This is a genomic window from Occallatibacter sp., from assembly GCF_049582745.1.
In the GTDB taxonomy this organism is placed as follows: Bacteria; Acidobacteriota; Terriglobia; order Terriglobales; family Acidobacteriaceae; genus Telmatobacter.
Genome location: NZ_JBAUUO010000066.1, coordinates 1 through 21,538, shown reverse-complemented (window position 1 = coordinate 21,538; position 21,538 = coordinate 1). Strand labels below are relative to the sequence as shown.

The following is a 21,538-nucleotide window of genomic DNA, read 5'->3' as shown; positions in this document are numbered from 1 at the left end:
CTGTGCCGCGAAAGATTCAGTTAATGGTCGTCCCGCAGCAGCACCGCTTGAACTTCTTTCCGGATCCGCAGGGACATGGATCATTTCGCCCAATTTTAGAAGTGTTACGCCGAGGTTTCGGCGCGAATGTGGTGCCCGCAAACGCGTTTCTATTCCTCCGGAAAAAGCGATAGGCCCCCAACAGTCCCCCCGCCATCATAGTGATAATCCCTCCGCGCTTCTCGGGGCTGATTGGGTCGGGACGCATCTCCGGATCTTGATCATGCTCATGGAAGAGCACCATCATGGGTAATAGGCTCCCCCCGTAATCCTCATTGTTGATCAGTTCTGCCCAACCGTCGTTGCGCATACCAACGCCGCGCATGAAGCCGTGCGCCCAGTCGTTGCCCTGCGGAATGCCGTCTTTGTCCTCGATGAGCAGAGGCGCGTAGATCTCATCTCTGAACAGCGTCCCCGCTATGTCGTTCCAGTGACGCATCATGAGCCCGAGGAATTCGTTTGCTTCGTCGAGGCTGTCAAACTCGCACGTGTCTGATATCTCCCCGCCGAAAACCTCCGGGTAGTATTCGCTCGGCATCACCGATTCTGGTCCTGCAATGAGAGCAGCAAAGAAACCGTCGAGTGTTTCGACGTTCATCGCCTTCCCACCTTTGCAGTTTTTGAGCACGTCGCCGAGGCGATCGAGTTCAGCGTCTGTTAGAGGCTCGTTTTGGGTGAAGGGAATCATAGTATGACCATAGCCTTGGGAATCCTTATGCCCTGCCGACTCAAATCTTATGCTGCGTCGTGTCCTCTTGTGGCCAAAGCGGTGGCTGAACAGCACGTATCCGTTCGTGTTTGAGGTCAGCAATAACTCTTGACCAATACGAAATGCTGCGTTCACTCCGCAACCGTTGCCGTTGCGCTTCCTTTAGCTTGCGTTCTGCATGGCGCATTCGCTTGCGCTTGATTCGATCGACTTGTCTGTCAATGGCCATAGTTAATCTACTGCTTCTGATAATTACGAGCCGGCCCGGGTTTCTTGAGGCTGCTGAGAAGCCCCGAGTATCGTTTGCGGGACTGATCGTTTCTGACCGCCATGCCAAGAGCTTTCTTCTGGCCAACCACAACCAGAAATCTCCTGGCTCGCGTGATGCCCGTGTAGATCAGGTTTCGTTCGAGGAGCATAAAGTGCTGCATGGCTACCGGGATCACCACCGCTGGAAATTCGGAACCCTGAGACTTGTGAATTGTAATCGCGTATGCCAGCGAAACCTCGTCCAGTTCGCCGTAATCGTAGGTCACTACCCGCTCATCGTATCGGACAATTACCTCTTGCTCAACCGCATCAATCTTTTCAATCGTGCCAATATCGCCGTTGAAAACCTCCTTCTTATAGTTGTTCTCCGTCTGAATGACTTTGTCACGAACCTGGAACCGCCATCCGAATCGTTCTGCGGCGGGCTCGGATTGCCGAGGAGGGTTCAGGGCTCGCTGGAGTACAGTATTCAATTCGCGCACTCCGATCGATCCGCGGTTCATTGGGCACAAAACCTGAATGTCTCTGATCGGATCCAGTCCATGGCCTTTCGGGATTCTATCTTGGACCAGTCTTACCAGAGTCGCTGCGATGTCTTCCGGAGTCTCGCGCTCCACGAAATGAAAGTCAGAATCAGGCGCCGCGGCTCCAAGTTCCGGCATTTTCCCTTGTCGTATGAGGTGCGCGCTGGTGATGATCCTGCTCGCGGCAGCCTGGCGGAAGACCTCGGTCAAACGAACCACCGGCACGAGATCGCTTTCGATCAGATCACGCAGGGTGTTTCCCGGACCAACCGACGGAAGCTGATCCACATCGCCAACCAGGATCAGTGCTGCGCTGTTCGGAAGTGCACGCAGCAAAGCGTGCATCAGCAGAACGTCGACCATTGATGTCTCGTCAACAATCAGCAGGTCACATTCCAGTGGATTGTCCTCGTTGCGTGAAAACCTTCCCGTGGCTGGATCAACCTCCAGCAGTCTATGAATAGTTTTTGCCTCCAGCCCAGTGGTTTCCGTGAGGCGTTTTGCTGCTCTGCCGGTTGGAGCGCAGAGAAGACATTTCACTTTCTTGGCGCGAAGGATCTGAAGAATCGAATTTACCAACGTGGTCTTGCCCACGCCGGGTCCCCCGGTAATGATGGCTGCGCGACTGTTCAGAACGACCTTCAGCGCCGCCTGCTGGCTTGGCGCCAGTGTCTTGCCGGTACGAGCCTCACACCACAGTATGGCCTTTTCAATGTCGATAACTGGATAGGTTGGGCGGCCATTCGCCAGACGCCGTATGCTCACCGCAATGCCTTCTTCAGCTTTCCTTAAATGAGGCAGGAAGATTAGTGGTTCATCATCAATTTCTTCGAGCAGAAGAGAGCCGCTCGTGAGCATTGCAGTCAGGGCCTGTTCAATCGTCGGGAGTGGCACTTCCAGTAGTTTCTCCGCAGCTGCTTTCAATTTTTCCAGGGGCAACGCGCAATGGCCTTCGGAGGTCGCGCCCAGAAGCACGTGACTGATTCCCGCCCGAGTACGGTTCTGCGAGTCCTTGGGTATCCCAACGCTTTGAGCGATCTGATCGGCCGTGGCAAATCCGATGCCATGGATCTCTTTTGCCAGCGTGTAAGGATTTTCTTGGACCGTCTGGATGGCCAGATTCCCGTAAGTCTTAAAAATCCTAACCGCTCTGCTGGTGCTGACTCCGTGGCTGTGCAGGAAGAGCATGATCTCGCGGATCTGCATTCCTTCCTGCCAGGCCTTCGCGATCCGCTCCCGGCGCTTTGGCCCAATCCCATCCACGCACTCCAGGTCTGCGGGATTGTCGCTTATCACTTTCAGTACTTCCACGCCGAAGTGGCTGACCAGCTTTTTCGCCAGCACTGGCCCGACCCCTTTTACAAAACCTCCGCCAAGGTATCGTTCAACACCCTCACTCGTGGTCGGCGGCGTCGCTTTCAAAAACTGGGCCTTGAACTGAAGTCCATGTTCTTTGTCCCTGACCCACCAGCCCCTGCCTGTCAACCATTCCCCGGCGCTGATTGACGGTACAGGGCCTAGGACCGTCACTTGATCTCGATGGCCACGGACCTTGACTCGGAGAACGGCGAAACCGCTTTCCTCATTGAAGTACGTGACTCGCTCGACAAGTCCCGCAATGTCTTCGTAGGAGGTATTGAGTTCTGCAGCCGAACTGCTCATCCTGATTGGAGTTTATCGGGTTCTCGGTGGACGGAGGCGAAGATTTGTCAAAGGTCCGAGTTGCCCACTTTCCGGGTTGCCCACCATACAGACACAGAACGAGATTCGTGGCAGGATGGATGAGAACTCCCACTCAAATCTAGTCAGAAGCGGCAGGTATGGACAGGAACTACGGTCGTGTGGCTCTAGAGGCTCCTTCGGAACTTGTGGGGCCGCTGCCAAGAGCAGTGACGCTCAACGATGGCGATGGACGATATGTGCTGATCGCCGTGTTGCTGTTTTTCGTCGGCGGTAGCATCTGGCTTGGATGGAAGGGTTATGACGATGTCCAGCAGTTCAAATACAGAGCTTTGTTGCGTAGGGATGGCCGCGTCGTTGTCGGCGAGGTCACAGGGTTCTCATCTTCGCGCTCCGGGCCGACGAAAGTTCATTACACATTCACTTTTGGCGGAGTTACCCATGCCGGCGAAGCGGCAGAGGCAGTCACATGGGGGGCGGGACTATCGCTCCGCAATGCCGATCAGATCTTCGTCCGGTTTCTCCCGTCCGATCCTGCCATCAATCATCCTGATGCCTGGGAATGGTCTATAGCTGTTGGTTGGCCGGCTGTCGCCTTCCAGGTCTTCTACTGGGTCATCGGCGCGTTGTCATTGTTCTATCTATGCCGGTGCAGAACGCTGCCTCGCAAAGGAAACGCTGCTGCAGGAATAGTCACAAGTTGTATCCGCAAGGACAATTCATTTCACATCGAGTATGAATTCCGCACTGCAGACGGCGCGTCGATGAAGGGGAACAGCGATCGTAAAGAGAAGTATGAAACAGGGGCGACAGTCTGGGTGCTTTACTTGCCGCAGCGGCCACGGAGAAATGACTTATACCCTGTGCCATTGTTCGACATCGCCGGCTGAGTAGCGATTCCGAGCGGATTACCGCCTACTCGGAAATTACTTTATGGTTAACACCTAGATCGTCATGTTGTAACAGGAGTAACTTCCGGGTGGATCACCACTCGACCGCGATACCATGGCAAGCAAGGTCCCATCGATTCACGCGAGGTTCAATGTACGCGGGCTTGTATATCGGTGCACTGTTGTCGATCGCGCCGCTGGCACTCACGGTAACAGCGTGGCGAGCCGCGAGGAACGCCCGTCCTCCATTGGTCCGGACCGCCACAACGTTCGCATTCCTCACCGCAGCAACCAACATCCCTGTCACCTACATGACGGTCGCCGCGGATACGACATGGGCGGCTTGGCTGGCAGCTTTTCCATCGACGCGGCCGTCAGCATAGCAGCGTGAATCCTGCTGGGCCTGCTCCTCTATTGGATCCCTGGCGGGGGCTTCGGCACAGGTCTCAAAGCAATCGAGCCGCACGAGCCGCTCCTCCAGCAAGAGCGATGATTTCGCGTTGCCACTTCCAATAGTCAACCATGGAAGTTTCTGAGTGCTCAACGTTGGGCCGTGGACTTGAATTACCGCGTGTCAATTGCGACTCGGCAGTCAAATCGGACGATTTCGGCGTTGCGGTTGGATCGTCTACCCAGAAGGTAGAAAGTGAAAAACATTTGGCGCTCGCTGTTGCCAAAGTTGAAACTTCCGGATCGACCACTCGGGACTTAACACTAACGCAGGAAGCCTGCAGCAGCACAAATCTCATCGAGCCGCGTCCATAAGGAATGGGGAGCTAAACTAACCTCGTCTGGGAGGGCAGCCCATGCGACTTCGTACATCGTTCACTTCCGCAGTCCTCGTCATCTCCTGTCTCACCGCTTCACCAAAAGACAAGAAGAAAGGCGTGCTGCCGGTCGACATCCTCCAGGCGCACACCGTATGGGTCATGGTTGATCCCAATGTCGGTGCCGACGTAGTCGCGCCCAACGCAAACAACCTGGATGAAAGAAACACGAGGAAGTGACATGAACTGCTTTATGAGGCCTTCCATCCAAGTTGGAGTTGGAGTCGTGCTATTGGCAGCCGCATTCACCATTCCTCCAGCCACGGTGCAAGTGCAGGCAGCACGCATTTCACAAATCATCGAAGAGCCAAATCCACTGCAGCTGTATTCGGGTGGTTCGCAAGGCTACCTGGGAGTGCTGGTCGGCGATGTGGATAGCGATTCGGCAAACAAGCTCAGGCTGAAAGAGGTGCGCGGCGCGTTGATCTGCCTTATCGATCACGATGCGCCCGCAGCGCAGGCGTTGCGCGTGAATGATGTTCTGCTCGAAGTCAACGGCCAGACCATCGAGAGCGCAGAAGCATTCGGACGCATGATGCCCGAGCTTCCGCCGGGACGCAAGATCTCGCTGCTGGTCAGCCGCGATGGACGGACGCAGACCATCTCGGTGCAGCTTGCGGATCGCAAGAAGATGGAGAGCGACGCCGAGCAACGTCTTCCCTTACCCCGCAGCTGTCCTCTGCTTTGGCGGTTTGGCTTCCCCCCGTCCCGTTGCCGACCATAAACCTTTCGGAGTATCGGCAGAACCGAGCTCGTACGGTCGATCACTAGGGTTGCTCAGGCCGGTCTTCGGGATTTCGTTCTCACCGCCCATCCAGATGTAAGGTGATCCAGCTCACGGCGTTCGAATTTGGCACCGGAAACTCAAGCCCATTTCTGAAGGATGTTCATATCTTTGAGATGAAATGGTCACACTACTGCCGTCGTTAGAATGGACTTTGAGGAGAGCTTCTGATGCCTGCCGGAGATCCGCAGAGAACCTGGTTTCCCCAAATGATCAGGCGATTGCGGGCAGAATGGAACCCCGACATGTCGATGCCGATGCTCATCGATCTACGGGACAGATTGGATGAAATGCTCCATCAGATCCGAAGGCTGGGGAACATCAAAACTCCAATCTTTACTTGTCCGAAATGCGGCAAGACTGCACACGCGGCCGAGCCCCGTGCTGGTTACAATCGAATGCCCCCACCGCGTACAAGGTTATGCCGCCACTTGCACGGTTAACAATTCACTTTTATCCCGCCACACAGTACAACCCAATCCCGCCACCCCGAGAGAATAGTGCTGGATGCAGCGGTTTGCTGCCGGCCAAGCCAAGATCGAACCGCCAGGGCTCGACGCGGCGAAAATCTGGCAAAGTTCCGCATAGGCGGTTAACCGTCAGTTGACTCCTACCCAGTCTCAGATTCTAGTTCAGTGAGTGCCTCAAAGAGCCGCCCAAAAAGTTCCTTCTCCCTTGTGATGACCTGAAGAAAGTAGTCGCTTTCCGCGATGTAGGTCTGCGGACGAATTCGGTCAAACTGGTTCCAGAAAAAATCTTGCATGCCTTGCGTCCCCGCAACGCTGAAGTTGCTATTTACAAATGCATAAATCCGCCCAGGACCGAGCGACGCTATGAACGGGTTTGAGTCCCGCGCCAGCATGCCGCCCAAGTCAACTCTCTCGTTGAACACATACCATTCATCCCAACCCTGACGCGGGAGTGCTTTTGCGTCTTCGACTCTCGGGCTGTAGGCAATACCATTGCGGTTCTCCCAACCGGCTACAATCTCGCTGTCCGTTGGGTGGTATATGCCACTATCAATGGAGGTGATTGCGACGAACTTGCCCACCACAATCTGGGGACAGAGATGTAAGAGATCATCAAGATATTGCTCTGTTACGAGCCACTCGTAATCTTCATGCACTCCGCCGGTCAGTGGGACCTTTGGACAGTCTTCCATCGCCCCATTCTAGGCGAACCGAGTTAATAGGATCCACAGCGACCAGCCTTCGCGAATGTCCCGAGTGGTTTGTCGCCGATTGGGAAGTTTCAAATGAGCCGGATCACCCCTACGTCAGGGTTGGCCCTAATACGACAACAGTCCCCGACAAACTCAGAATTAAGACGGTGTCACGGTCTTCTCTCCGTACCGGTACCAGAACCATGACCACGTCCCACCGCACAACGTGCCAATCAAGATGAATAAGTACCAAGGAATGTCGATCGGATCTTTGACATTACCTTCCGGTGGAAAGATTGAATGCAAACAAAGCAATATGCATGCGAGTGTTCCACCAAGTGCGCTTCCCACACCTACAAACCTAGCCCTAGTTGAAACGAACGGAAACAGCGGAAGAATCCAACCACCTACGCCTCCCGCTAGAAAGCCGAGCACTCCGCCGATTGGAACAGAAAATACCCCAATCATGATCGAAGCATTTATGAGCGTCCTCGGATGAAACTCATGAGCGATAGTTGCAGCTTGGACCGTAAAAAAGACAGTCGAACTCAATGCGCAGAATACCGCTGAGAAGAGCGCAGCAGACAAGGCTCGTTTCATCTTCAACGAAGTATAACGCTCAAGATAAGTTCCGATCCGAGTGTATCGTCGGCGATTCGGAAGTTTCGAGTGAGCCCGGTCACCGGAGCCGAGCCGAACCGACCCCGCCGGCTTCAGGCTGGCGGCGGTCTGCCGCACTCCTACGGTGTGGATGATATCGAGTACACTCCCCAGGCTCCCTACTGGGGGCATAACGCTGTATTCAGTGGGGGCATAACGTTGTAACGAGTGGGGGGATTGATTGTAATCCGCACCCCGAGTCAGTGTGCGTGCCATGATTCTATCGCTGGGCCGTTTCGAGATTGCGCCGAAGGATCAGGTGAAAGCCCTTGAAAAAGCCTGGGCGAAGTACCGCGAGGAACATGAGCTGGACATCGAGGGAAAAGGCCGAGACGTTTCCATCTATCGCAACAGAAGAACTGATTGAGGTCGGGAACGGCAAAGCAATGTTGCACCATTTGGGGTAAGGTCCGGTTGGATCACGACCCGACCGGAACGGTGCAAACCTGTGCGGCCTTGCAAGTACACTGATCTCCAAGGCGATCTCCTATGGACGACGACGGGTACGAGAAGGAACTTGAGAAGGAACGCTTGCATCGCGCTGCCAGTTCAGGCGACATAGAAGAGATGAAGGCGCTCCTTGATGAGGGGCTTCCAATAAACGCATTCGACGGCCTCAACCGTACACCGCTTCATTGCGCGGCAATAGGCGGTCATTTTGAAGCCGTTCGATACCTCATCAAAGCTGGTGCTGACGTCAATGCTCATGACGAGGAGAGAATCGGCGAAACTCCGCTCGGGGAAGTCGCTGCAAACTGCACGTTCGATATTGCGAAGGCGCTGATTGACGCTGGTGCCGATCCGACGATCCTAGGCTGGATGGCGAATACGGCTCTCGACAGAAGTGCTGCGCGAAAGAAGCCTGAAGGGAAGAGAGTGCATAAACTCCTGGTCGATACAGTCAAGCGACGGAAGCCGACTTGGCCAAGGCTGCACAAGTACCTTTAACCATGGCGACTAACGTATTTCTGAACTGCGCCAGCGATTGTTCCCGAGTGACCGTCGATCCGTAAATCGCCCGCCGGTTAACACCTAGATCGTCCTAGTATCGCCAAAGTAATCTCCGGGTGGATCTCCGGGTGGATCACCACACGCTCAGCACGCCGCGACCGACGCCTCAGTCGGGCCAAAGATCGGTCGCTTCCGGTGTGCCTCCGGTACCAAGAATGCCGGGAAGCGCAGCGAGACGTTCACTTAATGTCTCAGCGGCACCTCGCAACTTCAAGTTTGCTGACGGCGATTCTGAGTCTGCAAGGAGTTGCTGTGCTGTGAAGAATCCGTCGTGTTGTGACAAGCTAAGGACGGCCTTCCGAATCACCGAGATGATGATCTGCGGATCACGGAATAATCTCTGAAGGAAATCGACATTCTGAGACTTCCAAGTGGACTCATACAAATAGCCGTCGAATTCCCACAGACAAGGCGGCCCGCCGCCTTTCTCACGCGTCCACGGTGCGAACACTGGGTTCGAGTCCTTCGGGTAAACCAAGCAGGACGCATACTGCACAGCCGAAATGGCTCGGCCAATCGTACTTATGGACCACCAATTCATCCATAGATGCTCAATGTCTGGCGCGATCACACCGTAGGTTGTTAAGGCTCGAATCCAACGATGTGGAGCGGCGGGGTACCCCTCAAAACGGAGTCGATCTTGAGCGTCTATCTCCTCAAGAATCGAATCTCTCATGAATCCGAGCAACGCTTCTCTCTGATCGTCGGTCAGAATGCCAGTGAAGATTTCCTTCTTTGCTAGAACCGTATAGAAAAGCTCTACGAAGCCTGGACAATCGAATTGCTCATCTCGCAGATAGTCGTGCCACGCTCTCACGCAGAATGGCAAAGCATGAACAAGCAGAGAGGATTGGATCTCTCCGTAAAGCACGTCGTCCATGTAATCGGCGAGATCAATGCCGGTGACGCGTTGGCCAAGACGCAGCTTCGCGAGCCGCTCCAAATGCGCAGGATCACCGTCAAAAGCTGATTGGGAGATTGTCTCCGGCGGTGTAACTGAGCCTAGTCGTTGGTAGAGATCATTCAGTCGCTGATCAATTCGGCTATCCATTCGGAATGAAAAGCTTAGCACGCTGATATTTCAATTCAGCGTTGTTCTGGGTGGTTGACCCGCTACTCGGCAGTTACCTTTCGGTCAACTTCTCAAGCACTGCAATGGACAGCCTAAGGGGTGACAGTACTGTGGGCAAAGGGACCAGCGCGGCCCCTGTGATTGAGTCACCCTTTCTTATGGGTGACTTTTTGGGTGACCTAGCAAAAAGTGTTCGCTGTAAGGGTCTTTGTATTTGATTGATAATGAAAGGTTTAAATGGTCGGGGAGAGAGGATTTGAACCTCCGACCCCCTGGTCCCGAACCGGGTTCAATCGCCTTTTGAAATCTGTTGAAATGCGATGCTTCTAACCCATTCCGATTGAGGCTCTTGCGGCTCCGTTGTTGAAGGCTATGGGGCCTTAGTGCTTTTGGATGCTTCTTCCGCTACATTTTCGACTACACCCAAGGGCGACTTGCTTAGTAAACAAAAACCCCCCATCAGCGCTGTGAAGCATTCGATTTTAGTGCTGTTGAATGTCCCTACCGAACTCTTCGAACCTTAATCCTTCGCTCAATTCCATAGATCACAAGCGAGCCGCAAGACTGATTGCCGGCGGCATTGGCTTGGGGATCGCAAACTGAATCGGAGTATCCGTCGCCAAACGTAGCTCGAAAGACCTTGCCTCCGGCGATGGTTGGAGGGACGAACTTCGCGAACGAAATTTTAGGATCTGCATCGCTCCACAAATAACCCAGGTCGTTGGCGTAGAGCGACAGAGTAGAGAACGCGACCTTGTCTGCTTGATCTCGCTTGCATCTGAACCTCCCTAACACCCACCGTCGAGAATGATCACTTCGAAAGAAAACGGAATTTCGTAACATGAGGCTACGGGACGAGGCTTAACAAAAAACGAATGGGCTTGAAGGGTCTCTCGGCAACGATGGAATTTGAGAGGGCTAATAGGTAGTGCGCGAGGAGGGGTTTCCGTTTCAGAGATGAGTCAGAAAAACGTGAGGTGAGTCAAGCAGGGTCGCGAATGGAGAAACGGCTCTGAGTCAAGTCAGTTCGAACGACAGGGAAACCGTTATTGTAGGTGATCTCTACAGACCTGCCGCGCGCCCGCTAATTCTAGAGGATGTTCGGCCGACTGGATGTATCTGACGATGGCATATGCGGAGTAATGACATATACCCGGCACGTCTAATAATCGTCGAGTGGACGAGTCCTATTATGCCGTTTTTGGGATCTACGTGCCCGTCTCCGCCGCGTGAGAGACAAATTAAAATAGAAATCCACATGAAACGCTGCTCCGCTCTGAAGCACTAATTCTTCACAAGGTGTAGTGTGGCTTTCGTCATCTAGTGTTACTCGTTGGCTTGCAGTGAAGTAAGTCACCGCAGGCAGACGGACATGAACAAGATGCGGCAGGCGATGGAAATCCTGGCGAAGGACTGCAGACGGCGGCTGCCCGAGTTGGTGCAGCCCATTTCGGAGATGTAAATTTCGATCTCAGCTCGAGACATATTTCGACTCATGCAATTATTCTGTTGACAATTCCGGCATGAGTTATGGCATTATGCACATCAGTTTCTCGCATTCTCGCCGTTTGAAGTTGTGCACATTGGGGGTCCTTGTCGATGTACAACTGCAAGTTAGACAGGAAGCCTCCCGAACCAATCCGTCACGCAGACCGTACAGCGACACAGGATTCCATTGCGTGTTGTTACTATGGCTTTGATCGCTGGGTAAAGGCGCGACCCGGAAACTTGATGCTACCGAGACTAATGACGTGCGGAAACACCTTTCCCTCAGATAAGCAAGTTCAGAACAGATTTGTCGCGATGCAGCGTTAGTGTGCGGCTCGAATTGTTCAGGAGTTGCGCACCATGGCATTCCTACAAACAGAGTGACAAGCGTTTCTGTGCCTATTTCATGCGCAACAAAGGGGGTCTTGTGAAAAAGTCACTTTTCTGTCTGACTTTGGGCAGTTGGCTGTTTGCCGTCTTGCCATCATGGTCGCAGCAGGCATCTTCGGATGTCATGACTATTCTGCGAGCATCTTTCGCAGCGCAAGCAGGGCAAACGGTAGTTCAGGACGTTACGTTGAGTGGGAACGTGGAGTCAATCGCGGGGTCAGACGACGAGACTGTGCCCTTTACCTTCAAGGGGACCCTATCTGGCTCCGCTCGCACTGATATCAATTTGTCATCTGGAACTCTTACGGAAAGTCGATCTATTGCGTCCGCTGGCCCAACCGGAACATGGTCAAGAGGTGACGGACAGACGCATGCTCTCGCTGGACAGAACTTGTTGACGGATCCGGCCTGGTGCTCTCCGGTGCTTGTTTTGGAGCGATTCCTTACAAACACTGCCACTGTAGTGTCGTTCGTTGGAACAGACGACGGTCTGGCGCATTTTAGCGCCTATCAGCCGGTACCATCGGAAACGCCTACCGCGTCAACGTCTCTCGTTCAACACCTGAGCCAAATTGAACTCTACTTAGATCCCAAAACATTCCTTCCCGCCAAGATCTCCTTCAATACCCACCCGGACAACAATGTTTTGGTTGATCTGCCGGTTTTGGTCGAGTTTTCGAACTATCAAAGAGTAAATGGAATCACTGCCCCGATGCACATTAAACGATATATGAACGGAACCCTAGCTCTCGATATTCAAGTTGAAAATGTGACGGTGAATAGCGGGCTGTCGTCAACCAGTTTCTAGTCTTTTAGGAACACTTAAGAGGAGTCGCCATGAAGATCTTCTCTCGCGTTGGAGTCTGCGCTTCGCTTTTCGCAGTAACCACGTCGTTCTGCGTTGCCCAGGACGTCGCCGTTGGCACGCCTGCTCTTGCAAGTTTTGGCGGTAGCCCGGACCATATCAATATTGGAAATCTGAACGCCAACTGGGTGATTCCGATCGTCAACAATCCCGGTCGTGGACCAAATATGAGCTATAACCTCTCTTATGACAGCTCGATTTGGTATCCAGCCACGTCGGGTGGGGCCACGGCCTGGCAGCCCGTTCCGAGTTCCAATTACGGATGGCAGGGATTGAATCCTGCAAATGTAGGAAATGTCTCCTATCATGTGCAATATATCTCCCAGAATTGTGGACCAAGCGGAAACTATCAAATATGGGCCATGGGCAATTTTGTCTACACGGATCAAAACGGCACGAGTCATAACATGCCTGGAAGTGGCAATTACACCATTTCGACGGGAGGGCTGGGGTGCCCGTCAAGTGGTGCCGCACCATCAGGCACTGCGCAATCGGTGGCAACGGACGGATCGGGACTAATGGGATACTACACGGTCGGCCAAGGCTACATTACGATGTACATTGTGACCTCGTCGAAGACGACCCTCTATCCGTCACTGAACGGAATTCCGAGTACGACGCCGCCATTGACGGATTCGAATGGTAACCAGATTTCTTTGTCGAACGGGACCTTCACTGATACCCTTGGCAACGCTGCCGTGAAAGTGGTAGGGCAAGCACCCGAAACCGACATCAGCTATCTCACACCCGCTGGGACATACGCTATGTACAAAGTAACGTACATACAGCGCAACATCCACACGTACTTTCAATGCAGTTTGATCAACGAATATACTGCGCTGAACGTCTATCTTGTCGATAAAATAACGCTTCCCGACCAAACCTTCTACCAGTTTGCCTATGAGACGACAAATGATCCTGCCTATCCTGGATATTATTCTGGACGTGTGACCTCTGTGACTTTGCCGACTGGTGGAGCAGTGACATATGCGTACACCGGCGGCAACTTGAATCACGGCATCGAATGCATGGATGGCAGCACATCAGGATTAAGTCGTACGCTGAATCCCGGCGGAAACTGGACCTATTCTCGTTCGCTTGTTTCCGGAACTGTGCCTGCGGGGTCAAGGTGGACCACCACAACCACGGATCCAGTTGGAAATCAGACTGTAACGAACTTCGCCGAGGACGGCGCAACAAACTCAACCTACAACCTGTACCCGACGCAGCGACTTTTCTATCAGGGCAACTCAACCTCCGGCACCCTTCTGTTGACCAAAGTCACTTGCTACAACGCGCACTACACAGGGTGTGCAATCTCAACGGTGTCCTCTCCTGTCTCACAAACCGATACCTATTCCGTTTTGCCAAACAATAGTACCAGTCTTTCAGAACAGCAGTATTCTTCGCTGGGTCAAGTCACCCAGGACAACGAATACGACTACGGAGTAGCACAGGGCGCGGCTCCCGGAACAGCGCACCTGATGCGGCAGACCATAATCAGCTATGCGCCTTTTGGTAAGCCGAATTCTGTCATTGTGAAAGACGGCGGATCAGTCCAATTGTCTTCAACCACCTACTCCTATGATCAGACGTCAGTATTCCCAACAGGTGGCACTCCACAACACGTTTCCGTCGCAGGCTCTCGCGGAAACCTTACCACTCTTGCGCAAGTCGCCAACGGCGGCACAACCCTCTACCAGACCTTTACCTACTACGACACTGGGAATCTCAAAACATCAACAGGACTCAGTACCTCGTCAACTTCACCAGGTCCGACGACCTCTTATCTGTACAGTACCGGATCGTGCGGCAACTCTTTTGCGACGCAGATCAACGAGCCTTTGAGCCTCAGCCGCTCCTTCACTTGGAACTGTACTGGCGGGGTCCAAACTCAGGTCGCCGATGAAAATGGCAAGACGATAACGACAAATTACACTGACTCGGAGTTCTGGCGCCCCGCGAGCATGTCTGACCAGGCAAGCAACAGCACTCTTTACTCGTACAACGGCCAGACACAGTCCGGTTCAACGCTGACATTTAACAGCGCTCAGTCCGTTGCTGGAACGCTCTCAACAGTGGACGGCCTGGGTAGGCCCATTCTGAATCAGAAACTCCAAGGGCCCAGCGCGTCGAATTATGACACGACCGAGACGGATTACAACAGTGTCGGGCTCGCAAGTCGATTTACGATGCCGTTCAGCGCAGCTGCTGGTGGTACAAGCTCAACCGCTCCGGGTCTCACAGTGACAAGTTATGATGCACTCGGTCGGCCCCTTCAACTGTCGGATAGCGGCCTAGGTACCGTGACTTATACCTACACAAACAATGACGTACTCCAAACGATATCGGGACCACAGAGCTTCAAGAAGCAGTTTGAGTACGATGGGCTGGGAAGGCTAACCTCTGTCTGCGAGATCTCATCGACCCTTCCTGGGGTGGCTGCCTGCGGCACAGGCGGACCAACCGGCTACTGGACCAAATACACCTACGACGCTCTGGGCCATCTGTTGACAGTCACTCAAAACGCTCAGGCAGCGAGTGGAAGTCAACAACAAAGAAGCTATGCCTACGATCAGCTTGGGCGGCTCACATCGGAGTCGAATCCCGAAACGAGCAATACAAGTTCTAACGGCACAACCACCTACACATACGATGTAGCCTGCACGACGACGGCGGCGTCACCGGGTGATTTGACTCGAAAGGTGGACAATGCGGGGCACAATACCTGCTTCGGCTACGATTCACTTCATCGTCCGAACGCGCAAGGTTGGAATACGGTTTGCAGGTTCTTCTACTACGACACCAATGTGACCCCGCCTTCTGGAGTCACGGTGCAGAATACCAAGGCGAGACTGCTAGAAGCTTTCACCACAAACTGCGGATCTACCGGATATACGGACGAATGGTTTAGTTATTCGCCCCGAGGGGAGTTGACCGACGTCTATGAGAAGACGCCGAACTCGGGGTCTACGTACTACCACACTTCGGCTGCCTACTGGCCCAACGGGACGCTCCAAACGCTTAGCGGAATTGCCTCCATGCCGACTCTCTACTACGGGGCAAGCGGCGGAGCCGGGCTCGATAGCGAGGGACGTCTGACGCAAGTGACCGCAGCAAGCGGCCAGAATCCCGTCACGAGCGCAACATATTCAACAAGCAGTAGTACGAATTATCTTGGGGCTCTTACCGGCGTGACCTACGGATCTGCAGATAGCGATAGTTTCACTTACGATCCCAACACGGCCAGACCGCTCAGCTACAAATTCACTATCAACGGACAGACCAACACAGGCACATTGGCATGGAATGCAAACAACACGCTGGCCAGTCTGGGCATTACAGACAACATCACCGGGACAAGCGATTCTCAGAATTGCACATATACCTACGATGATCTCGGGCGAATCGGTGGGCAGGACTCGAACGGATACAGTGTCGATTGCGGTGCAAAGTGGCAACAGCTCTTCACGTACGATGCATTTGGGAATATCGTAAAGAGCGGCAGCAGCTCCTTCATGGCAAACTACCCGAACCCGAATAATCACTTCACGCTGAGCGGAGGTCCAACGGTCCAGTACGACGCCGACGGCAACCTGACGACAGACAATCTGAACACCTACACGTGGGATCCCAACTGGGGAAACATGACTGCGGTTAATAGTTACCCCGCGACGTATGACGCGTTTGGGCGGGTGGTGGAACAGAATACAGGTTCTTCGTACACACAGATTGTGTACAGCCCGGTCGGCAAGATTGCTCTCATGAGCGGGAGTTCGTTGCTGAAGGCGTTTATGCCACTTCCCGGCGGAGGAACTGCTATCTACAACTCGTCAGGGCTTGCCTACTATAGGCACGCCGACTGGCTGGGAAGCTCGCGCCTGACATCTACTCCCAGCCGTGCGATGTATTCCAGTAGCTCTTACGCACCCTTTGGCGAACAGTATGCGCCTTCCGGCTCCGCTGATCCATCTTTCACCGGTCAGAGCTCGGACACGGTTTCGAGTTTGTACGACTTTCTTTTCCGTCGGAACAGTTCAAGCCAAGGGAGATGGATATCGCCGGACCCTCTTGGCATCGATGCCACAGACGTTACAAATCCGCAGAGCTGGAACCGGTACGGGTACGTGATGAACAGCCCCTTAACTGCAATAGATCCGTTCGGGCTAGAGTTTTGCTATGCAACCGACTTCGATTGGAGCACCGGCTCCTCCCCTGACGAGCCTCGCGGAGCCGAAGGAAGCATCCCTTACTGGAGTTGCATTCCAGATGCTGGTGGTGGTGGCGGAGGGAGCGGAGGCGGTGTAGGAGGGGGCGGAGGCGGATCCAGCACGAGCGGCCCAAAGAAACAGACTCCCAATCAGCAATGCAAGGCGCAAGCACAGCAAAAGTACAGCGAGAGTATGGTCAAGGCTAAGGAAAGTGCACGGAACGGCTTCTATGGTGGATTTTTGGTCGCAACCATATGGAATGGCGTATCTGGATGTGTCGCCGTCACAGCCGTTGCTGCTGAGGGCGGACCTATAAGTTGTGGTGCAGGCGGATTCGCTGGCATCTTAGCGGGGACTTCTGACGCTGTTATAACGGGAGCTCTGACATCTGGCGTGCTTTACTATGGTGACTGGGCCGCTGCAAACCAGCAGCTTCAAACCGACAAGGCGGCGTGCGATGCTAAGTACCCGCAATAGAGGTAGAAAATGAGGTTCCAATCCAAGACATTATGGCGAGCTCCAATGATCGCGCTGTTCATGCTTGTATGCCGGAGCATCTACCGTGGCTTACGAGAGCATGCGCTTAGCAGTGTTGTAACCTCGGCGAACCTGCATTCTTGGTGGCTGATTTTTGCAGGATTCTTTCTCTTTGCTTGCTTGCTCAGCGTGGCCATCTTTGTCGGAGTATTCGGAAAGCGTCTCAATTTCCAATCTCAGATTGCCTCAGTTTCTAACATTGTCGTAGCGTGGACTTTTTTCGCACTAGCCACCATCGCTGCTGATCCGATCGTGATTTCCGCTCTGGCGACGGTTGGACTTTCCAGCTTGCAGTACTGGCTTTTTGCCTTCGCTTTCCTTTGGGTGTTCGTCTTCCTTTACGTCTGCTTCAATGATGTAGACAAGGTGAGGACAATCGCTCAACTTGATCGCAAAAGTTGAGGAGTTGGCGGGTGGCCCTGGCTCCGGTGGTCTTTTCAGACTCGGATGAGGGTGCCCCCGGTCCCTCGCTTTTGGGGACCGAGGATGGAACTGATCTGCTTCCCAAAGATTCGCGCATAACTGAATACGAGTTCGTATTGGATAGAGGCAGTCGGCAATCACATTCGCACTAACCTGCCCCATTCTCCGCACGGTGATCTTGACCTGACCCCCTAAATCCGTCCATTTCGGAATACGATTTGGACGAAGGAAGGGGAAGGAAGGATGAGCCGAAGCAAGCATACGGGGGCGCAGATCATCACTGCGCTGAAGCAGGTCGAACCCGCAAGAACGGTTGTAGCCCAGGTGCGCCGTCAGCCAAGTGACGCCTCTATGGAGGCTCCGGCCGTAGTCGAATACCGTAGGAATGCGGCCCCCCCTTCTTTCGCCCGATCTCTTTGTGATGCCGCACCCCTGGTGCAAACCCAGAGGGTCGACTACCCATCCTGAATTGCTAAACGGCAGAAATTGAGGAACTTCTGTCCGCGAACTTATGCTGGAGATCGCTAGCTGTAGTCGAAATTGAACCTCAGAGATCCCCACAGAACCCCAGATTCCACAAACCTGCCGCTGCAACCCGCTGATTCTAAGGGGGGAATTTAGGGTAGGGAACCTGGTCCCGAACCGGATTTCAACTTTTATTGAAATCTGTTGAAGTTCGTCGAATCCAAGGGATTTGTTTTGAATACGTTGCAGGTCGCTCGTAGAACACTGGTGAACGTTGTGGCTTCTGGATGCTTCGACCGATACAGAATCGTCTACAATCGTTTTCTTGCTTGTGCCCATATTGGGCACAGTGATACTCTCGTTGGGGTGAGAGTGATCGCCCGCGGTACCTTGCGTGAATTCGTCGAGACGCTGAAGGGCACGAAGAATCACACGCCCGTGAAAACGGCATTGGATGCCTGGTTTCATGAGGCTGAGGCAGCTAGCTGGAAGAATCCTGCTGAAGTGAAAGCAGCGTACGCCAACGCCAGCATCGTCGGTAACGATCGTGTTGTTTTCAACATCAAGGGGAATTCGTTCAGGTTGGTGGTAGCTCTCGATTATCTCCGGCAGGTGGTATACATCAAAGCAAAGGTGAGCTATGCAGGTAAATCCGATCAGAAATAACGAGGACTACGTCGAAGCACTACGAAGGATCGATGCTCTATGGGGAGCGTCGCTGGGAACCGATGATGGCGACCTTCTCGACGTGCTGGTCATACTGGTAGAGGTATACGAGCGCGAACATTTTCCCATCGACCTGCCTGATCCCATCGAGGCACTCAAGTTTCGCCTGGAGCAACAGGGAAAGGATTACCGGGCACTGATCGGGATCATCGGGCAACGCACTCGCGTGTACGAGGTCATGCGTCGAGATCGGCCGCTGTCTCTTGCCATGATCCGGAATCTGCACACGAAGCTGCGTATTCCTGCGGAGGTGCTCATTCACCCGGGCAAGCTTCGCAGGAAACGCGTGCCAGTGACGTCCGCGAGACCGAAGCGGAAAACGGCATAGCATTCTCGCAGCAACCCGATCCATCTGCATAAGTTCGAAATCGCAGTCGATTCTGTGCGGATTACGAGGAGTAGGTCACACTCGCTGTCACGAAGCGGGTCCATCCTATTCGGTCACATTTATGGGAGGCTTCTTACACACACAGCAATGATAATAACGCTTAAACTAGCAAACCCTACGAGCTGAGCAATAACCAGGGAGTTATCCAGAAACTTCCACTTCATTGATTTCCAATTAATCACTATATTAGTTCGCATCGTTCCTCGGGTAATGCCAAAATCTCTTGCGCCAAACATAGTCTCCCCTTCGCGAACCACAATTTGTGATATAGCCATTGGAGACGTGCTCGTTCCACAAAAGTATGTCACGAAAGTCAACAGTATAATACAGACGCTGCCGGCAATCAGATACGGTTTATTCGAGAAATTGATGGGCAAAAGTGCAAAGACGAGAGCCGACGCAATCAACAGAAAGAGACAAAATATCCAATCTATAAGCAACGTTTCGATAGCGGATGTATACCTATCTTCATGATAAGCATTACTCCACTTACTGACAACGCCCAATGTAAATAAGACCAAAGCTGACCTGAGCGCAGCAAAAACAAACATCGCAAGAAATACGACATATTTCCCATATATATTCCAATCTAAGTACTGGAAAACAGATACCATTACTATTATGATAGTGCAACTCTTTCCGCAAGTAAATGACCTCTTTCCTCCACTGGCTTGCGGACGATGCAGAAGTCATCTAATCCAAAACGTGCCTAAAGGTGTCGCAACGCTCGGAGTTGTTGCATCGGCTGGTTGGGGTGGAGCGATCAGTATGAATCTCGAGGATGAGTCAAGAACTGATTGAGCTTGCCCCACCCCCGGCAGGAGCCCCAAAAAATCATAAATCAATTGCCCAGGGTTAGTGGCATCTTGGTTAGTCTCTATTCCGAGCGCTCCAATTGTAGCGGCTTTCTGAATTTGAGAGGAGGGGTAGAAGCTACCTAACAAGGACAACACTGCATCCGCGCAGTCCGGCACGCTGCTGCACGGTGGGGTAATGCCTCCAGTACTCGCAGGAGCAAACTGTGGATTGTTGATCATATTCGGCAAAGTGAAGTTTAACCCCAACGGACTGAACTCGGAGCCTTGTGCGGCATCCTGCGTAGTCATGCCGCTTGGGTCACGATACCGAAGAGGATTTGACAGAACATAAGCATATCGATTCGCTGTTCTGGGCTTTGCAACAATTCCTGCTAAAGGATCACGACTGCTGAGCCTGCCCACGCTCGGATCGTAATACCGGGCCCTCAAGAAATACAACCCAGTTCCAGGATCGAGAGCCTCTCCGGTAAACCTGAACTTGTTCCTCGTCCCAACGTCCGTTACGGCAAGGAGCGTATTTCCCCATGCGCCGTAGGCGTAGGCTCCCTGCGGAATTCCCTTGGCATCGGTAAGTCCGATGACGCTTCCGAGGCCATCATACTGATAGAAGTAGTTGAAGGCTGGCGCGGCTTCCTCTATGAGGCCGCGTCCGTAGGCGTAGGTAATGTTTCCATCCGGCCCGGACTCCTGAAGTGTCAGCGGAAGACCAGCAGCAACATCATTGACATAGTTATACGTGCCGCTTCCAACTGACTGAGTGATCCGGTTGCCGTCGCCATCATAAGCAAAGAGACTGTTTTTTGGCCCCGTAGCTGCCGTCAACCGATTGGCTGCGTCGTAGGTGAAGGTTCGCGTTTGGTGAATCGATGCGTCGGTGACCGAAGCACGGTTTCCATTCGCGTCATAGGTGAACGTGCGCGCGCCCGCCGCAAGCAAGCGGTCGGCGGAGTCATAAGTGTATTTCGTTGTTCCAAACAACGACGCTTCCTGCAACCGATTGCCCACCGCGTCATAAGTCCAATTAGTCTTTGTCGGCGTGAGTTGTCCAAGCTGAGCGCTGACTAGTTCGTTGAGAGCGTCGTATGCAAAATTCGTCGGGATGCCATTGACGCTGAGTGTTGTACGGTTGCCCGTAGGATCGAGAGCGTATGCAAGCGTAAGCGGAGGGATTCCCTTTTCAGTATTCAATACCTGCGTCAATCGATTGGCGGCGTCGTACTTGAAACCCATTTCAGCGCCGTTCGGATACTGGATCTTCGTCAAATCGCTGGCGAGATCATAAGTGTACGTCGTTCCGCGCCCAATCCAGTCAGTCACCTGAGCTAAACGGTTCGCAACATCATACGAATAGTTCAACAATTTGCCATCAGGGTAGCTCAGCGATATCCGATTTCCCACGGCGTCGTACGAATATCCCACCGTCTTGCCGTCTGAATTCGCAACTGTGATTAGCCGACCCAACACATCGTAGGCGTATTTAGTTCGATTTCTAGGCTCGTTGTTGTCGCAGTTCTCATTCATGCTCGAGTCCGACAGGCAATCTTAGCATCGAAAAATGGTGAAGCTCGGACAGAAATAGTCTCTGATTCTGATCATGGA

At 53.2% G+C, this 21,538-nt stretch carries 16 protein-coding genes; 11 read left to right on the top strand and 5 right to left on the bottom strand.

Going from position 1 to position 21,538, the window contains the following annotated elements:
- Positions 1 to 16: 16 nt before the first annotated feature.
- Together WCA10_RS10800 and recD2 are read right to left on the bottom strand one after the other, a co-directional pair.
- Positions 17 to 883, bottom strand: a complete 867-nt coding sequence (locus tag WCA10_RS10800) for a YecA/YgfB family protein (RefSeq protein ID WP_472822527.1) — start codon at positions 881 to 883, stop codon at positions 17 to 19.
- Between the two features lie 101 nt (positions 884 to 984).
- Entirely contained in the window at positions 985 to 3,204 is a 2,220-nt protein-coding gene (gene recD2 / locus WCA10_RS10795; RefSeq protein ID WP_472822526.1) for an SF1B family DNA helicase RecD2, read from the bottom strand.
- A 158-nt stretch (positions 3,205 to 3,362) separates the two neighbouring features.
- On the opposite strand from recD2, the gene WCA10_RS10790 reads away from it, so the two are divergent.
- From WCA10_RS10790 to WCA10_RS10775, 4 genes are all read left to right on the top strand, one after another.
- Positions 3,363 to 4,112 (top strand): hypothetical protein, encoded by a 750-nt coding sequence (locus WCA10_RS10790; RefSeq protein WP_472822525.1) that lies wholly within the window; start codon positions 3,363 to 3,365, stop codon positions 4,110 to 4,112.
- A 152-nt stretch (positions 4,113 to 4,264) separates the two neighbouring features.
- The gene (locus tag WCA10_RS10785; RefSeq protein WP_472822524.1) at positions 4,265 to 4,495 is read left to right on the top strand and encodes a hypothetical protein; all 231 of its coding nucleotides are present in this window, start codon (positions 4,265 to 4,267) and stop codon (positions 4,493 to 4,495) included.
- A 423-nt stretch (positions 4,496 to 4,918) separates the two neighbouring features.
- Positions 4,919 to 5,119, top strand: a complete 201-nt coding sequence (locus WCA10_RS10780) for a hypothetical protein (RefSeq protein ID WP_472822523.1) — start codon at positions 4,919 to 4,921, stop codon at positions 5,117 to 5,119.
- Positions 5,120 to 5,171: 52 nt separating this feature from the next.
- The gene (locus WCA10_RS10775) at positions 5,172 to 5,663 is read left to right on the top strand and encodes a S1C family serine protease (protein WP_472822522.1); all 492 of its coding nucleotides are present in this window, start codon (positions 5,172 to 5,174) and stop codon (positions 5,661 to 5,663) included.
- Positions 5,664 to 6,333: 670 nt separating this feature from the next.
- Here the strand turns inward: WCA10_RS10775 and WCA10_RS10770 are convergent.
- Positions 6,334 to 6,885 carry a hypothetical protein gene (locus tag WCA10_RS10770; RefSeq protein ID WP_472822521.1) on the bottom strand — a complete coding sequence of 184 codons (552 nt, stop codon included), beginning with the start codon at positions 6,883 to 6,885 and terminating at the stop codon, positions 6,334 to 6,336.
- 669 nt (positions 6,886 to 7,554) lie between these two features.
- On the opposite strand from WCA10_RS10770, the gene WCA10_RS10765 reads away from it, so the two are divergent.
- A complete protein-coding gene (locus WCA10_RS10765; protein ID WP_472822520.1) occupies positions 7,555 to 7,710 on the top strand; it encodes a hypothetical protein in 156 nt (51 codons plus the stop codon).
- Positions 7,711 to 8,034: 324 nt separating this feature from the next.
- On the top strand, positions 8,035 to 8,493 hold the full coding sequence (locus WCA10_RS10760) for an ankyrin repeat domain-containing protein (protein ID WP_472822519.1): 459 nt from the start codon (positions 8,035 to 8,037) through the stop codon (positions 8,491 to 8,493).
- Positions 8,494 to 8,662: 169 nt separating this feature from the next.
- Here the strand turns inward: WCA10_RS10760 and WCA10_RS10755 are convergent, their stop codons facing one another.
- Entirely contained in the window at positions 8,663 to 9,607 is a 945-nt protein-coding gene (locus WCA10_RS10755) for a hypothetical protein (protein ID WP_472822518.1), read from the bottom strand.
- Between the two features lie 2,293 nt (positions 9,608 to 11,900).
- Between WCA10_RS10755 and WCA10_RS10750 the strand changes: the two genes are divergently transcribed.
- The 5 genes from WCA10_RS10750 to WCA10_RS10730 all read left to right on the top strand — a co-directional run bounded on the left by WCA10_RS10750 (position 11,901) and on the right by WCA10_RS10730 (position 19,061).
- Positions 11,901 to 12,314: a hypothetical protein gene (locus WCA10_RS10750; RefSeq protein ID WP_472822517.1), complete on the top strand. Its 414-nt coding sequence runs from the start codon at positions 11,901 to 11,903 to the stop codon at positions 12,312 to 12,314.
- A 29-nt stretch (positions 12,315 to 12,343) separates the two neighbouring features.
- Complete coding sequence (locus WCA10_RS10745; RefSeq protein ID WP_472822516.1) at positions 12,344 to 17,059, top strand: RHS repeat domain-containing protein; 4,716 nt, start codon at positions 12,344 to 12,346, stop codon at positions 17,057 to 17,059.
- Between the two features lie 45 nt (positions 17,060 to 17,104).
- Positions 17,105 to 17,521: a hypothetical protein gene (locus WCA10_RS10740; RefSeq protein WP_472822515.1), complete on the top strand. Its 417-nt coding sequence runs from the start codon at positions 17,105 to 17,107 to the stop codon at positions 17,519 to 17,521.
- A gap of 690 nt (positions 17,522 to 18,211) precedes the next feature.
- On the top strand, positions 18,212 to 18,673 hold the full coding sequence (locus WCA10_RS10735; RefSeq protein ID WP_472822514.1) for a type II toxin-antitoxin system HigB family toxin: 462 nt from the start codon (positions 18,212 to 18,214) through the stop codon (positions 18,671 to 18,673).
- Entirely contained in the window at positions 18,648 to 19,061 is a 414-nt protein-coding gene (locus WCA10_RS10730) for a helix-turn-helix domain-containing protein (protein WP_472822513.1), read from the top strand. The genes WCA10_RS10735 and WCA10_RS10730 overlap by 26 nt, the downstream gene beginning before the upstream one ends.
- A 749-nt stretch (positions 19,062 to 19,810) precedes the next feature.
- Here WCA10_RS10730 and WCA10_RS10725 read toward each other — a convergent pair.
- Positions 19,811 to 21,298: an RHS repeat domain-containing protein gene (locus WCA10_RS10725; RefSeq protein WP_472822512.1), complete on the bottom strand. Its 1,488-nt coding sequence runs from the start codon at positions 21,296 to 21,298 to the stop codon at positions 19,811 to 19,813.
- Positions 21,299 to 21,538 lie beyond the last annotated feature (240 nt).